Source organism: Amycolatopsis sp. NBC_01307, from assembly GCF_035975215.1.
Lineage (GTDB): Bacteria > Actinomycetota > Actinomycetes > Mycobacteriales > Pseudonocardiaceae > Amycolatopsis.
The window spans coordinates 5,771,214-5,785,815 of sequence record NZ_CP108403.1 but is presented as its reverse complement, the minus strand read 5'-3'; the positions used below and the strand labels follow the sequence as shown (position 1 = coordinate 5,785,815).

The window sequence follows — 14,602 nt, the reverse complement described above, 5'->3', positions numbered from 1 at the left end:
GGTGACTGCTCCCGAACTCGGGTAAGCAACTGACGGGCACGTCCTTGACCAGCGAAAACAGTGCTGGTGACCCCCTCACTGCCAGTGAGGGTCGATCATGACTCTGACCTGCGATGATAGAGAATCGCCTAGTCAAATGCTGCGCTTAATCGCCGTTTCTTGCAACCGTGTGTTGTTCAGTGCAGTTGTAACGGGGGGTCTGCCCCAGCTGTGCCCCAGTGAAATTGGTGAGAGGACTGCGCCGCGCGCGTGTCGAACATCTGGCGCATTCGGCAAGTGACGTGGGCTTGGATCCGGCCGATCAGGATCTCGCAGCCGGTGTCGTGCAGCCGGACCAACGTTACGAGCGACCTTGGCTAGCGAGCCCCGTCTCGAGCCGAGGTGCCGATGAGGTGGCTCGCCAGGGCGCACGCTATGCGGCTACTTGAGACTGGGCCGCAGGACCGGGGTCGGCCAGACTCTGGTCCAGGTGCTTGGTGAGTCGCTCCCACATTGCGGCTCCCTGTCGGTGGCATTGGCGTGGCTCTCTCATGGCATGCGTCTCGCCGAGCACCGTGCGAGGAGTGGCTGGAAAGGGGTTTGTTCTGCTCGAAGTAGCGGTGCCCTCCTTGCTGACATCGTCGCGTTGAGGCAGGGAGAACCGGATGTCGGTGATTATCGGGATAGATCCGCATAAGCGTTCGGCCACAATCGAGGTGATCACCGAACGCGGTGACGTGGTCACGGTCGGGAAGTTCGGCACGGACCAGGTCGGCTATGCGGAAATGCTGTTGGCTGGGCGTCGGTTCGCCGAGCGGGTATGGGCGGTGGAAGGTTGTAACGGCGTAGGTCGGCATATCGCCCACCGGTTGGTCCATGACGGTGAGACGGTGCTGGATGTGCCGGCGAAGTTGTCGGCGCAGGTGCGGGTGTTCGCCACAGGCAACGGCCGCAAGACCGACCCGGTCGACGCGCACTCCGTCGCCCTGGCCGCGTTGCGCGCACCGAACCTGGTCCGAGTCCAGGCTGACCCCGAGTTGGTCGTACTGGGCATGCTCGTTGATCGCCGTGAGGAGTTCGGCCGCGCCAGGACCCAGACCGTCAGCCGCCTTCACCGGCTGCTGCTGGAGCTGTTTCCCGGCGGCGCGAAGAAGTTCCTGTCCGCGGCTCAGGCCCGTGCGCTCGTGGCGACGGTCAAACCGCGAGACATCGTAGGCAAGACCCGCCGCCGTCTGGTCGTGGAGTTGATCACCGAGCTCGAAACGATCGACAGGAAGTCCAAGGCCGCCGAGAAGGATCTTCGTGAGCTGGTGATCGCCCGCGGCTCCACTCTGCTGGACCTGCATGGCATCGGCCCGTCCGGCGCCGCTCGGCTGCTGGCCGACGTGGGCGACATCCACCGGTTCGGCAACCGGGATTGATTCGCGTCCTGGAACGGCACTGCGCCGTTGGACGCATCCTCCGGGGAACAGCAACGACATCGCTTGTCCCGCGCCGGCAACCGCAGGATCAACCGGACGCTGCACATCATGGGCGTCGTCCAGCTTCGCAATCCGACTGCTGGCCGCGTCTATTTCGACTCGAAGAAGGCGGCTGGCAAGACCTCGATGGAAGCGATGCGCGCCCTCAACGACGCTTGTCGAACGTCGTCTACGCCCGCATGCTCGCCGACCAGAAACGACGTGAGGCGGCAGGTTCGGGAGGGCACTCGGGGACGACTCTGCAATCCAGCGTGACCGGCCTGGCCCCGGACACCGGCCCTTCGGACAAGCCACAACCCGAACCTGCCGCCAGCCAGCCTACCTCCGTCAGAGCGGCCCCTTGACATAAAGGGGAGCCTACTTCGCGGCCGGGGCCGGTGCGGCGCACCGGATGTACGTGATCAGCTCAGCCGCCGCCGACAGCGGCTACACGGCGGAGACCGGCTGGCGCTGCTCGACGGCAAGTGGGCCATCGACGGCACGATGTTCACCTTCGGCGGCCAGCGGTGGTTCGCCCGGTCGGGCTGGGTTGGCGACACGAACGTCGAGCAGAACCTGTACATCGCCCGCATGAGCACCCCGACCAACCCGACCGGTGCGCGGTACGTCATTTCGCAGCCGCGGGAGAGCTGGGAGCGCGTCGTCGGCAACCCGTATATGAACGAGGCGCCCGAAGCGATCAAGGACCCGGACGGCCGACTGCGCATCGTGTATTCGGCCAACGGCAGCTGGAGGACCAGTACTGCCTCGCGGACCTGCGCCTGCGCGCCGGTGGCGAACCGACCTACGTGTGGGACTGGTACAAGTCCAACGGCTGCCTCTTCGGCTCGAACCGCACGACGATGATGGCGGGCTGGGACCCCCACGCTGTACGTCATCGGCCCCGGCCACATCAGCTTCGCCCTGGCCAACGGCGACATCGCGACCAGCCCACCGGCCGGTCCGCGGTTCCCGTTCATGTTCCACGCCGTCGCCAAGGGGACGCCCTACTCGTGGGCCAACCGCTACTGTTACACCGGCATGTTCTGCTGGTGGGGATCGACGACCTACCGCCGGGCCAATTCGCCGGGCGCGGCCGTCGACACCGGCTGGGGCCTCAAATTCTTCGAATGACGGCGAAGACCGCATGCTGGCGCTTCCCGGCGCATGTCCGCCTGACGGTTCGGTGGGTTCCGGAGTAGGGTCGCTGCATCGAAGAGAATAAGGATCAGGCAACGACCCGGAACTCGATGACCGGTGAAGCGCGCAATGTCGTGCAGACGGGGAGTGCCCAGAACATCACCATTGGCGGAGCGAGCAACGACCGGCTTGGTGTCATCGGCTTGGCGATAGTAGCTGGCCTGCTGGTTGTCGCCGTTGTGGTGGTCGCTGCGCTCACTTTGCCCTCGCAACTGGACCCTGACCGGTCGGCCGCCGATACCGGTGGCGGGCGGACGACCTCGGACGCCGGTAACGCGCAGGCGTCCGGGCCTCCGGTCGCGGCTGTGTCCTCGTACCTGCCCGTGGGCTGCCGATCCGGGTGGGTTGTGCCCGATCGAGGTGACGAACCGATTCCCTACAGTCCGCGCAAACCGCCGGCAGGGGCGGTCTTGGGCAGCGGTGGCGAGATCACGGTGACGGTTCAAGGCCTCACCAGCAGGTCAGCGGTGCTTCAGTCGATGACGGTCGATGTGGTACGCCGATCCCCGGCGGTGGCCGGTGTATACCTGCCGCTCGGTTGTCAAGGGGAGGTTCCGCCCAGGAGGTCTCGACTCGACCTCGATGCGCCCGCGCCGCTGATCACGCCGGAACCCGGCAGTGTCTCGTTCCCGTACAAGGTGAACGACGTCGAGCCCGAGCAGTTCGTGATAACACCCGAAGTCACAACTGGAGACATCGAATGGCGTCTGCTCCTGAAATGGACCTCCGGGACCGATCAAGGAGAATTGGTGGTGGACGACTCGGGCAAACCGTTCCGTACCACTGCAGCCACGGCTGCGCGACAGTTCTGCTTCGACTCCAAGACCAGCGTATGGAGATCATCCTGCTGATCAGGCTCACGCTGGTCGTATTGCTCATGTTCACGACGTCCTGTACTGCTGCCACGCCGTTGGTGTCCGCACCCCCGGCGGCATCCATGTCGGCCGGACATCCGCAGCAATTCGAGCCGCCGAAATGGGTCAAATCACCGACCGCTAAGGTAATCGATGCGAGTGATTACCAGGCGGCGGGCTGGGATGGCGGATTCCTCTTGGCGACCGATAATCAAAGCGAGGGGGCCAAGGTTCTCACGTCGAAGGACGGCCATGACTGGCGTGTCACAGCGCCCGCAGGCATGGTCGAACTTAAATCTGGCCTCTCGGCTCAGGGGCGCGTAGCCGCAGGATACGGCACGGCCGGCTACCTCTTGGGTTGGTCCTCGCAAGGGTTCACCGTGTGGCGTACCGAGGACGGCGAACGGTGGGAAAGTCTTCCGCTGGACATCGGTGATCTCGACATCGGATCGCGGTCCGACCTGGACCTCACGATCACGGCCGGACCGCATGGCGTGCTCGTCGTCGGTCGTGACGCCTATTATCCGCACCGCTACAACGGTACCTATGTGTGGCATTCGCCTGATGGTCGGTCATTTGGGACCATGACCTCTGTTCCCGAGCCTGCGGAGAAGTCGCCGTACGGCGTTGATGCGGCCGCGACCCCGAGCGGCTTCCTGATCAGCATGAACGGCGAGAAAGCTGCTGTTTTGCTCTCGTCGGAGGATGGTGGGCACTGGCTGGAAATCGCCGGCGAGCTTGCCTGGACACGCATGTTCGGCCGGGTATGCAGTAATGGTTCCGTCGTGGTTGGATTCGAATTTTATCAGCGGCCTGGGCAAGTCCCGGGAGACGGAGAATTGCGACCATGGTATCGCCATGGTGGCACCTGGAGCCCTGCCACTCTGGATCCTGGGCGGCTTCCCGATGCCGGTGTCGTCCCGGCCAACGAGCGACGCATCAACGTGGTACGGAACTGGGGTACTGGTTTCATAGCAATCGGAAACACGTTCGGCGGTGACGGCCGGGAGGTCGCGGGCCTGGTCTGGTATTCTGCCGCCGGATCGACATGGACTCGTATGTCAGTACGTGAGAATGGTTTTGACAGCGCCTCTGAGCTAATGGACATCGCTGTCAGTAGACAAAAAGCCGTGCTCGTCGGGTTCTCGTCGGATGACTCCCACCAGCTTGTGATGTGGCAAGCTGACGCCCCCCCACTGCCAGGCCGCTGAACCCAGGCGGCAACGCGGGCCGGACCGCGACGGCGACCTTGTCGGCCGGTCCAGCGGGCTCGACGCAGCGCCGCGACGGTCTCGCCGGGGCAGCGACGACAGTCGTGAGGGGCAGGGCCTGGGTCCAGTTTCGAACAAACGTGTGGTCGGCACGCGATCCCGGGCTTGGAGCCAGTCGATCAGATCAAGTCGAGCGACGACGTGCTCCGTTGGTGGGTGCGTTGCACGAGTCGGGGTCGATGCGGTGGCTCGGGCCGCCGAAGACCCGGGCCTCCGCCTGGACGATCGCGTTGCCGCCGTTCCTGGTCGCGCTGCTGCGCGAGCACCTCCGCCCGGCACCGGTATGAGTTCGTGTTCACCACGCCGAGCGGGACGTGGTTGTGGCGCTCGACGTTCCACGGGCTGCGGCACAGCCACAAGACCTGGCTGATCGCGGGCGGCGCACCGGGAGATCGCCCAGGCTCGAAGGCTCGGGCATCACCTGGACAACCGAGTCATCGAGACCTACTCCCACGTCGCCCGGAAGTCGAGCAGCGGCTGCTCGACGATCTCGAGCGCCGCTGGCACACCGCGGCGCCACTACCGCCGACACCGTCACCGAGTGTGGCCGACAGGGAGCGGATGGCGCCGGTTGTCCCCCTCTTCGCCACGGTGGGGGTCACCCGCCAGCCGCGCCCGAGACCAGCGGGAACACCGCACCGCCGCCGCGCTGGAGCTGGAGCACTGCTCCAGTTCTGCGCCACCAGGAGCACAAGATCGCGCCGCAAGCCGATCACTGCTGATCGAACCCGGAATGCAGAAGACCCCTCTGAACAGCCAAAACGACTGAAATGAAGGGGTTCGCTGCGATGTGGAGCTAAGGGGACTCGAACCCCTGACCCCCTCACTGCCAGAGCGCCTTCTCCTGGCGCCGTTCTCGTCTTAGGATGGGTATCCGGCACTGCTCGACCTTTGGATCTTCACAGGTTGATGTTGCCGCGGACGTCGCCTGCTTGTACGACCTTGCCGCTGACGTTTCCGGTGACCTGGTTGTGGACACCGCCATGGGTGGTCTTGTCTTCCGGCAGTTTCCGCCACTCCTCCCGGAGGGCATCGGCGAACTCGTCGTCGTTCGATTCGGCTTCGTGCAGCCGTTCGGCGAGTGCTTCAGCCGGCTGTGAGTCGTCCGGGGCCGCTACAGCTGCCTCCAGGGCCTGGGTAGCGGCGGGGTCCTTTGCGAACTTCCGCTTGACCAGTTCGTACAGACTGGTCGCGCTTTTTCCCGCCAGTGCTGCTGCGATTGCGACCAGGATGGGTTCCGGCATAGGAGCCAACCTAGCGGCGCGTGGGCTGGGAATCCAGGTCGTTGCCCTGATTGCCGGCACTAGGGCGTACTCGCCCACGTCGACCGTAGTCGATGCTGGCGTGCAGCACCCTCGTGCCGAGGGCTTTCGCTGTCCGGCACGAGGGTGCTTGCCGTCCGTCGTCGAGCGACTTGCAGCAGAAGGCGACGTTCTCCCGAGCACGAACGGAGCGCATGAGCAATTAACGGAACTATCACGGCCGGGATCGTTGTCCGTTTGATGTCGCCAGTGGGCGAGGTTGTTGCGAGCGATCAAGGGATGGTTCGGACCGAGCACCCGTATGCTGCCGGTGAGCAGCTCTTTGCAGACGGCGGCTGCGCCGGCTGGTCGCCCGCTTAACCTCGCCACCGAGCGAGGTTGCTGCGGCCGGTCACGGTACGGGGGTGGTCGGGCCCGAGAACCCGCACACTGTTGGTAAGCAACCTTCTAGTCGGCGGCCGAACCTATGTTGACCGCTCGTTGTCCGAGCAACTGCTTCGCTCGATGCAGTCCGATCTCTAGGCGGGCGCTCTGTACGCCGGCAGCACTGGCGCTGACGTACGTTGGCCCCAGCCCTAGCAGGGCCCGAAGTGAGGACGGATCGGCGGCATGCTCACCACAGATGCCCCACGGTATGTCGGGCAGTGTGTCGGCCATAATTCGGAGCAGCCCAATAGCGCTGGCCGATTGTTCCAAGTGCATCATTGGGTCATCTGATATAAGGCCCTCGGCAACGTAGGCTGGTAACAGCGAAGTGGCGACATCGTCACGACTCATCGCTAGGCAGAACTGGATCAGGTCGTTGCTACCTACGCTGAGGAAGTCGGCTTGAGCAGCGATCTCGCGTACGCGAAATATTGCCTCTGGCGTCTCGATCATGACGCCAGTCTCAATTCCCGCACCGCCCGGTAGGTCAATAACCTCCCGCAGCCGGTGCACCTCGGTGTCGAAGTTGACAAAAGGTAGCAGCACGGCGAGCCTGCTGCGGCGTTCAGGTGGTAGGCCTGAGTGGGCCCGGCTGATCGCGCGGGCCTGCATACGGTAGATGTCAGGATGCAGCACGCCTAACCGTCCGCCGCGCACGCCCATCATGGGGTTCTGCTCACGGACTCGAACGAGGTCAGCGGGTTCGGCGAACTCGTGGACCGGTGGATCCAACAGCCGAATCGTTAACCGGCGTCCCCTGCAGGCGGTCATCAGTGCCGCGCACTTGTCGATCAGCCGTTCCTCAAGGCCCGCTAGGGCCACTGAGCGCTCGTGCTCGGTGGTTGGCCACAGCACTTGCCGTAACAGAGGCAGCTCATGGACACCGAAGAACATGTGTTCTGTGCGGGCTACGCCGACGCCCCGCGCGCCGAGCCCGAAGCACACCTCGGCCTCCTCGTCCGTGTCCGCATTGGCGTACACGGTTGGGCCGGGCAGTTCTTCCAGGGCGGCGGCACTCTTGTCGAGATTCGCGAGGATCGCGAGAGCGTCCGGGTCGCGGCGACGTGGCAGCGCTCCACGCCACACCGTCCCGGTGGTGGCGCAGACGGTGACCTGTTCCCCCGGCTGCAGGATAGTGCCGTCACCAGTAACCAGTACGCCGTCGCGAAGATCGAATCCAGCACCGACCACGCACGGCTTGCGCCAGCTACGGGCTAGCACGGCGGCATGACTTGTGCCGCCGCCCATCGCGGTCAGCAAGCCAACCGCGGCGCCAGCTGCCGCCATATCAGAGGCGTTTGTACTTAGCCGGGCGTACACATACGGTGCGCTACCAGCAGCGGCGACCGACTCCGCGTCGATGCACAGTACGCCGGAGGCGCAGTCCAGTACCACGCCAAGCCCCGTGATGACCGGGCCGGTGCCGGGAAGTGGGACGGCACGGGGCGCGGCCTGGCTCAGAACCGCCTCAGGCGTCTGGTCCAGCAATAACCGCGCGACAGCTTTCAGATGGGCGGTGCTCACGCTCAACCTCCTCGGCGATCATGCCTACTCGGCGGCACATAGCAGGACATCGCCGACCGGGTCGATCGGGGTGGCGGCCAATGGTGTGGTGTGCACTTGCCACCGGAACAGGCCGAGTTGCGTCCAGGGCAGCCGAGCCTCGTAGCGACCATCGCCGACCGGGCGTAACGGCTGGCTTACTAACACCTCGTTGGTGACTGGTTCGGACACAGTCACGGTAAGCACTAGAGCGTTGGATCTCTCCACTGAGTGCGCTGCAATGGTCCAGAGTTCACCCGGGGGCACATGATTTTTGGCGTCTACGGCGATCTCGTCGCCGGCCGCCATCGGCGTACGCGGGCGGGCTGTGAGAATGCCCTGAATCTGCATCAGTACCTCGCGTTGCTGCTGCAGGGCGGCATGCCGGCCGGCGACGAAGACTGCGGCCGCGTCGTCCCGCCATTCAGGCGGGACCGCAGAGCAACGCGGCACCGTGCCGTCACCGCGGTCGGCGAAATCCTGCGGAGCGTGCGCGAGGACGGTACCACTCGCCTCTATAGAAGCCCAGGTGACTGTGGGCTGGCGGTGGCTGAGGATGGCGTGGTAGGTCGGGCGTTGAGTACCGTTCTGGGTGATCGCTGTGTTTATGGCGGCGTGGAAGTTCAGCCCGCGCTCCAGACATTTCGTAGGCAGGTTGCGGACTATGACTTCGCTCAGCGGGTGCAACTCATTGTCTGAGGCGCCGATGCAGGCGTACGTTGGCAGCAACTCGGCCACCGACGGGAGGGATCGCATCAGCTCCGCAATGCGCAACTGCCACGGCCCGACGGCGGCTGAGCCGTTCGCGAGCACTGCTAGCGACTTGACGGCTCCACAATACGGGGTGCCGATGGTGACGATGCGCCTGGTGAGTTTTCGTTCGTCGAGGCATTCGGCGTAGTAGCGGGCGACGAGTCCGCCCATCGAGTGAGCAAGCAGCACCAGGCGGGCATCAGGATAGTCATGCCTGCGTCGGTCCAGCATAGGTTCGATCGTCGCCTGCAGTAGCCGAGCGGTGTACTCGTTGGACTGTCGCCAATCGTACGGAAACTCGATCACTGCGTCAGATGGGAATCGTCGGCGCAGGGCCGCGAGAAGATCGTCGTATCCGTCGATAGTAAATAACCCGGGAATGATACCGATAGTACGTAATGAGCCTACCGCTCGCGTTCCATCGTTATACCCCTCGCGTGGATGATCAAAAGCTTCTGGCGGCAGACTCAGGTTCTCGGTCAGGCTGCTAGCTAGTTTATGGAGGCTGCGGACGATGCTGTGGTATCCCCACGTCTGGTGACCGTCTCGGGCAAGCTTGCTTCCAAGTACTCCTGGGATGAACACGATCAAGTCTCTGTTGCTCACCTGCGCCAAGGGGGCTCCCATCCGTTGGGTGACGAGCTTGTGAGAGTATTCTATACTGTGGCGTCGCGACCGAAAGGTTCGATCTTCTCGCTGGGGATCGACTACAGTAGCAGTGTCCATCCTGACCTGCCCGAATGCCCTGCAGATGCGAAACGCATCCGGCAATTCTTCCAAGACTGGGGATTCACTCCGCCGGGGGTCTCGGATGACCTGTCTTTGGCGGACGCCGGTGCCATCCGCGATGCCATCGAGCGATGGTCCGACGAGATCCGCAGCACTGGCATCTGCAGTGCGCTGGTGATGTATCTCGGTGGCCACGGGCGGATGCACCACGGACGCCACCACACCCTGGCTGCAACGAGCCCGCCGGCGCCACCCTACGGGGGCCGCAAGTCAATCAGCGCGGACAACCTCGTCGAACAGGTTCTCAACAGCGGCGCGAAACGTGCGCTAATCCTGTTGGACGTGTGCCACGCCGGGTTCGCCGCCGCACAGGTACAGCAGTCTGTCGCCCAGGCGGCAGCCGCGCAGGCTGACCCCGTCATGGACCTCGCGATTCTGGTCTCGTGCTTGCACCACGAGAAGTCGTACAGCGGAGCGTTCGTTGACGCGCTCCTGGTCAGCTTGGAGGAGGGCTCACCGTATGGCCACTGGAAAGACGGCGACGAGTATGTCACGTTGCAGGAATTGCGCGACGAACTTCGTGACCGGCTCCAGGACACGCAGTGCGCCGAGGTCGCCGGCCGCAGCGGCTTAAAGATTGTCCCGAATCCTCGTTACCGCGCCGACGCAGCGGCCCGGTCAGCCGAGATCGGTGAACTGCTGCGAAGCCTTACACCCGCTGACCGCGAACACTTCCTGCGTAAGGCAGCCAGCACGGACGCAATCGATGTTGGCTGGTTTTTCACCGGGCGTAGACAACCGTCTCTCCAAGTCATTGAGTGGCTTCGGGAGACCAGTCGGGGTGTTCTGGTCGTTACAGGCGCACCCGGCGCCGGCAAGTCCGCGTTCATCGGCCGCATGGCGGTACTTGCCGACCGGGCTTCGCAGGCGGCCTGCCGTACCTTGGGGATGCTAGACAGCGACGAGGAGACCCGGCCGCCGGTCGGGATGTTCGATGCCGTCACTCACCTCAAGAACCGCCGAGTGGATGACGTCGCCTTGGATATAGGTCGACAGCTCAGCATCGACCTGACCAGTTCATCCAGTCCGGCTCGCGATCTTGTGCTCGCGCTCGCCGACAACGGCCGGCGGGTGACTGTGCTCGCCGACGCACTCGACGAGGCTGAGCGCGGTGAGGAGGAATTCGTCGCCCGCGATGTGCTGCGCGCGATCGGCAGCCTCGACGGATGCCGGGTGGTGGTAGGAAGCCGCCGGGACCGAGACGGTCGGCACGACGCGACGCCAGATGACCCGGGCCCGCTGGTTAACGCCCTGCGGCCACGAGGAGGCTTGTTTCAGGTCCTAGACTTGAGCACCGACGCGGCGGCGGAGGACGACATCGCACAATACGTCGCCGACCGTCTTGCCGAGCGGTGGCCAACGCCGCAGCGCCGGGCGCTGGCTGCGCGGGAGGTCGCGGTGCAATCTTCCCGTGTATTCCTGTACGCGCGATTCGCACTGCGAGTCCTGGAGGGCTTGCCAGAGACGGTCGTCGAGCAGCCGGGGTGGCATGACCGGCTGCCCAGCGACGTAGGCGCGGCCGGGCTGCATGAGGTGTTCTCGGAGGACTTGCAACGGTTTGACGACCCGACCGCTGTGCGAGAGGTGCTCTCGCCGCTAGCTTTCGCCCGCGGCGCGGGGCTACCCCGTAGGCAGGTGTGGCCTGCCCTTGCCACCGAGCTATCTGTCTCCGGGCGGGGCTACCGGGATTCTGATATTGCACGTATCATCCGCGAGGCTGGCTGGTACCTCACTGAGGCGACCGAGGACGGGCAGGCCGTCTTCCGGTTATACCACCAAGCGATCGCCGACTACCTGGCCCAGGCGGTGTGCGATGCCGACTAAGTCCGGCGTAGAGGCGGTCATCGCCAGACGGCTACAGCAGATGGCCGAGATCGACGGGTGGAAGAACGCCAATCCGTACACGACCCACTACTTGGCTCTGCACGCCCGGAGTGGCGGCGATTTGGCGGAACTCGTCTCTGATGTGAACTATCTGGTCGCGGCCGACCCGGTCGTTCTCGCCGGGGCAATGGGCACTGGTCTGGATCCGAATCTGCCGGATAGCGCACGCACTTTTTTGCGCTGTGCGCATGAGCTGCGCGCCCACGACGCCGGGGAGCGGGCTGCGACATTGCAGCTCACTGCGAGGCAGCAGGGACAGCAACTCGATCTGGACCGTCCCAGCGAAGCTCAGTGGTGGTGCCGGTGGGCGCGCAGCCGGCCGACCGCCTACCACCGTGTGCTCGAGGGACATACAGGGCCGGTGTACGCAGTGGCGGTTGGCGAGCTCGACGGTGATCCGATTGTTCTCACTGGCGGCGGCGATGCCACCGCTCGTATCTGGGACCTCCGCGCTGGCACCTCGCTGCGCGTCTTGGAAGGTCACATCGGCGGGATAAACGCCATCGTGATGAGCGAGCTCGACGGTGATCCGATTGTGCTCACTGGCGGCGGCGATGCCACCATCCGGATCTGGGATCCGCGCCGCGGCGCCCTGCTGCGCGTGCTAGAAGGACACACCTACGGTGTTCGATCGATCGCGCTCGGCCACATCGACGCGACACCGATTTGTGTTACTGGTAGCGATGACGCGTCGGTGCGGATCTGGGATCTGCGTGCCGGGGTGACGCTACGTATTTTGCGGGGACACAAGTATGGCGTGCGGTCCGTAGCTGTTGGGACGGTCGACGGTACATCGGTAATCGTAACCGGAAACCACGACGGCACTGTCCGGATCTGGGATGCGCGTCGGGGGGACCTACTCTTCACCCTCACCGGTCACGTGGGGCCGGTGAGGACGGTGGCGTTGAGCACCCTTGACGGAACACCCGTTGCCATCACCGGGGGCGCGGGAGTTCGCATATTGGTCTGGGATCTACGCACCGGGGTGCTGCGGCACGACCTAGTAGGCCACCAGTACGGAGTCAACTCGATCGTGCTGAGCGACCTAGACGGTGCGCCGGTTGCCCTGACTGGCGGTGACGATGCCATCGTACGGCTCAGTGACCTGCGTACCGGTGCGCCGTTGCGTGTCCTGGAGGGTCATCGGCTGCGGGTCCGGTCGGTAGCGCTTGGCCGTATCGATGGCGCGCCCGTCGCGGTTACCGGAAGCTATGACCGTACAGTTCGAGTTTGGGACCTCACCCACAGCCCCACGCTGCCACCGGAAGAGGGACACCTCAACTGGGTCCGTGCGGTAGCCCTGGATGAAGCTGATGGCGTACCGGTGGCACTTACCGGGGGGCACGATGGTGCGGCCAGGTTGTGGGACCTGCGCGATGGCCAGCTGCTGCGAACCCTGCATGGTCACACTGATTGGATCCGCAGCGTCGCCCTCGGTCATCTCAACGACACCCCGATCGCCTTGACCGCCGGTGACGACACAACCGCCCGCCTCTGGGACCTGCGCGACGGCCAGCTGCTGCGAACCCTGCATGGTCACACTGATTGGATCCGCAGCGTCGCCCTCGGTCATCTCAACGACACCCCGATCGCCTTGACCGCCGGTGACGACACAACCGCCCGCCTCTGGGACCTGCGCGACGGCACCGCTGTCCACGTCCTAAATGCACATATGGGGCCGATATTTGGAGTGGCCCTCGGCCAGCTCGGCGACAGGCCAGTAGCTCTCACCGGGGGGCACGATGGTGCGGCCAGGTTGTGGGACCTGCGCGATGGCCAGCTGCTGCGAACCCTGCATGGTCACACTGATTGGATCCGCAGCGTCGCCCTCGGTCATCTCAACGACACCCCGATCGCCTTGACCGCCGGTGACGACACAACCGCCCGCCTCTGGGACCTGCGCGACGGCCAGCTGCTGCGAACCCTGCGCGGCCACACCGCAGCGATCCACGCCGTGGCGCTCGACCGCCGCGGTGGAACACCAGTCGCCGTGACTGGCGGTCGCGACCGCACAGTACGCGTGTGGTATCTCACCGGGGACGGGCACTACACTATTCCGTTCGCCGGATGCACCGGGATCGCTGTCGACGGCCGGGTGCTCGCTATGACGAACCATCACGGCGTGGCGGCCCTGACCCTGCACCCTGGTGAGGATTATTAACGGGCTGCCTCAGAAGAAGTTTGGGTCGGCGAATGGCACGTCGAGGCGGAACGAAGCCCCGCATCCTCCGTCCGTGGGTGCTCCAGGATGCGAGGGTCCGTCACACTTGCATAATACGTCAATCAGATACGAGAGGGCTCCGACTGACTGCCGCTCAGCGTCGAGTGAATGGTGCGTCTGCAGAACATCGATCGGGTCCTTGCAGCGCGGACACGGCCCCCACACGTGAGTCACGACGACGTTGTCCGGCGCGACCCGGGCCCGCGCGTGCAGCAGGCCGTCTCGCATCATGTCCACAGCTTTCAGATCCAGGGCGACTCCGAGCGTAGAGGCGTACGGTAGGGGCTGCATATCCTCAGGATGCCGCATTATTCAGCAAGCGAACAAGTGTGGGAACTCCCGAGGCATCACCAAACCTAGCAGTACCCCGACGCTGCGCCACTCTGACACGTGTCCGGCCCGCACAGTGGCCAGCACCTCGACAGGACTAAACCACCTGGTGGTGATTTGCTCACCTTCTTCCGGTTGTGGACCGTCTTGCGCCTCAGCGAAATCGCGCACAATGTAGTAGTAGAGATCCCATTCAACCGTTGCGCCGGCGCGGGCGATCGTTACCAACTCGGCATCCGACACGATCAGGCCGACCTCCTCCAGTGCCTCACGCTGGACCGCGCGGCGCGCGGCAACCTCAAGGTTGCCAACAAGGCGCGCCTGCGTGAAGCTTTCGAGATCATCGAAGACCTTGCCGCCAGGAAGCCGTAGGTCGTAGCCGTTCACCTCGGAGCGGTACTCCTCAGTCAGCAACATGCGGTCGCCGTCGAGAAACACCATGCGCACGCCCGGTGGCCGACGGAACACTTCGAAGACGCGACCGTCCGCCTGGGCGAGGTGTACGACCTCGCCCAGCTTACCCGAATAAACTCGGCATTCCGCCGGAGGAGCCGCCTCCATCACATCCATCAACCCACCTTCGATCCGCATCAAAACAGGACGCTGCAACCTTAGCGGCTCACAAGCCCTG

At 64.5% G+C, this 14,602-nt stretch carries 12 protein-coding genes and 1 pseudogene; 9 read left to right on the top strand and 4 right to left on the bottom strand.

Features of this window, described 5'->3' with window-relative positions; translation table 11 throughout:
- The first annotated feature begins 644 nt into the window (after nt 1-644).
- The 7 genes and pseudogenes from OG439_RS24690 (at nt 645) to OG439_RS24665 (ending at nt 5,051) form a co-directional block, all read left to right on the top strand.
- On the top strand, nt 645-1,400 hold the full coding sequence (locus OG439_RS24690) for an IS110 family transposase (RefSeq protein ID WP_326943244.1): 756 nt from the start codon (nt 645-647) through the stop codon (nt 1,398-1,400).
- A 12-nt stretch (nt 1,401-1,412) separates the two neighbouring features.
- A pseudogene (locus OG439_RS50430) lies at nt 1,413-1,715 on the top strand (transposase); the annotation flags it as partial.
- A 228-nt stretch (nt 1,716-1,943) separates the two neighbouring features.
- The gene (locus OG439_RS24685) at nt 1,944-2,306 is read left to right on the top strand and encodes a hypothetical protein (RefSeq protein ID WP_326943243.1); all 363 of its coding nucleotides are present in this window, start codon (nt 1,944-1,946) and stop codon (nt 2,304-2,306) included.
- A 111-nt stretch (nt 2,307-2,417) separates the two neighbouring features.
- Nucleotides 2,418-2,573 carry a hypothetical protein gene (locus tag OG439_RS24680; RefSeq protein ID WP_326943242.1) on the top strand — a complete coding sequence of 52 codons (156 nt, stop codon included), beginning with the start codon at nt 2,418-2,420 and terminating at the stop codon, nt 2,571-2,573.
- A 116-nt stretch (nt 2,574-2,689) separates the two neighbouring features.
- Entirely contained in the window at nt 2,690-3,490 is an 801-nt protein-coding gene (locus tag OG439_RS24675; protein ID WP_326943241.1) for a hypothetical protein, read from the top strand.
- Nucleotides 3,472-4,704 carry a hypothetical protein gene (locus OG439_RS24670; protein WP_326943240.1) on the top strand — a complete coding sequence of 411 codons (1,233 nt, stop codon included), beginning with the start codon at nt 3,472-3,474 and terminating at the stop codon, nt 4,702-4,704. The genes OG439_RS24675 and OG439_RS24670 overlap by 19 nt, the downstream gene beginning before the upstream one ends.
- Nucleotides 4,705-4,916: 212 nt before the next feature.
- Entirely contained in the window at nt 4,917-5,051 is a 135-nt protein-coding gene (locus tag OG439_RS24665) for a hypothetical protein (protein ID WP_326943239.1), read from the top strand.
- A 612-nt stretch (nt 5,052-5,663) separates the two neighbouring features.
- On the opposite strand, the gene OG439_RS24660 is transcribed toward OG439_RS24665, so the two are convergent.
- From OG439_RS24660 to OG439_RS24650, 3 genes are all read right to left on the bottom strand, one after another.
- On the bottom strand, nt 5,664-6,008 hold the full coding sequence (locus OG439_RS24660) for a hypothetical protein (RefSeq protein WP_326943238.1): 345 nt from the start codon (nt 6,006-6,008) through the stop codon (nt 5,664-5,666).
- 465 nt (nt 6,009-6,473) lie between these two features.
- Nucleotides 6,474-7,976, bottom strand: coding sequence for a putative PEP-binding protein (locus tag OG439_RS24655; RefSeq protein WP_326943237.1), 1,503 nt, complete (start codon nt 7,974-7,976; stop codon nt 6,474-6,476).
- A 24-nt stretch (nt 7,977-8,000) separates the two neighbouring features.
- Nucleotides 8,001-9,353: a lipase/acyltransferase domain-containing protein gene (locus OG439_RS24650; protein WP_326951611.1), complete on the bottom strand. Its 1,353-nt coding sequence runs from the start codon at nt 9,351-9,353 to the stop codon at nt 8,001-8,003.
- A 57-nt stretch (nt 9,354-9,410) separates the two neighbouring features.
- Between OG439_RS24650 and OG439_RS24645 the strand changes: the two genes are divergently transcribed.
- Nucleotides 9,411-11,360 carry a caspase family protein gene (locus OG439_RS24645; RefSeq protein ID WP_326943236.1) on the top strand — a complete coding sequence of 650 codons (1,950 nt, stop codon included), beginning with the start codon at nt 9,411-9,413 and terminating at the stop codon, nt 11,358-11,360.
- 40 nt (nt 11,361-11,400) lie between these two features.
- On the top strand, nt 11,401-13,581 hold the full coding sequence (locus OG439_RS24640) for a WD40 repeat domain-containing protein (RefSeq protein ID WP_326943235.1): 2,181 nt from the start codon (nt 11,401-11,403) through the stop codon (nt 13,579-13,581).
- Nucleotides 13,582-13,953: 372 nt separating this feature from the next.
- On the opposite strand, the gene OG439_RS24635 is transcribed toward OG439_RS24640, so the two are convergent.
- Entirely contained in the window at nt 13,954-14,541 is a 588-nt protein-coding gene (locus tag OG439_RS24635) for an NUDIX hydrolase (protein WP_326943234.1), read from the bottom strand.
- Nucleotides 14,542-14,602 lie beyond the last annotated feature (61 nt).

What these genes read in the sequence shown, in the direction of transcription:
- OG439_RS24685 (WP_326943243.1), top strand. Translation starts at nt 1,944, where the DNA reads ATGTTCACCTTCGGCGGCCAGCGGTGGTTCGCCCGGTCGGGCTGGGTT.
- OG439_RS24640 (WP_326943235.1), top strand. Translation starts at nt 11,401, where the DNA reads ATGGCCGAGATCGACGGGTGGAAGAACGCCAATCCGTACACGACCCAC.
- OG439_RS24635 (WP_326943234.1), bottom strand. Translation starts at nt 14,541, where the DNA reads ATGGATGTGATGGAGGCGGCTCCTCCGGCGGAATGCCGAGTTTATTCG.
- OG439_RS24690 (WP_326943244.1), top strand. Translation starts at nt 645, where the DNA reads ATGTCGGTGATTATCGGGATAGATCCGCATAAGCGTTCGGCCACAATC.
- OG439_RS24670 (WP_326943240.1), top strand. Translation starts at nt 3,472, where the DNA reads ATGGAGATCATCCTGCTGATCAGGCTCACGCTGGTCGTATTGCTCATG.
- OG439_RS24680 (WP_326943242.1), top strand. Translation starts at nt 2,418, where the DNA reads ATGTTCCACGCCGTCGCCAAGGGGACGCCCTACTCGTGGGCCAACCGC.
- OG439_RS24675 (WP_326943241.1), top strand. Translation starts at nt 2,690, where the DNA reads ATGACCGGTGAAGCGCGCAATGTCGTGCAGACGGGGAGTGCCCAGAAC.
- OG439_RS24660 (WP_326943238.1), bottom strand. Translation starts at nt 6,008, where the DNA reads ATGCCGGAACCCATCCTGGTCGCAATCGCAGCAGCACTGGCGGGAAAA.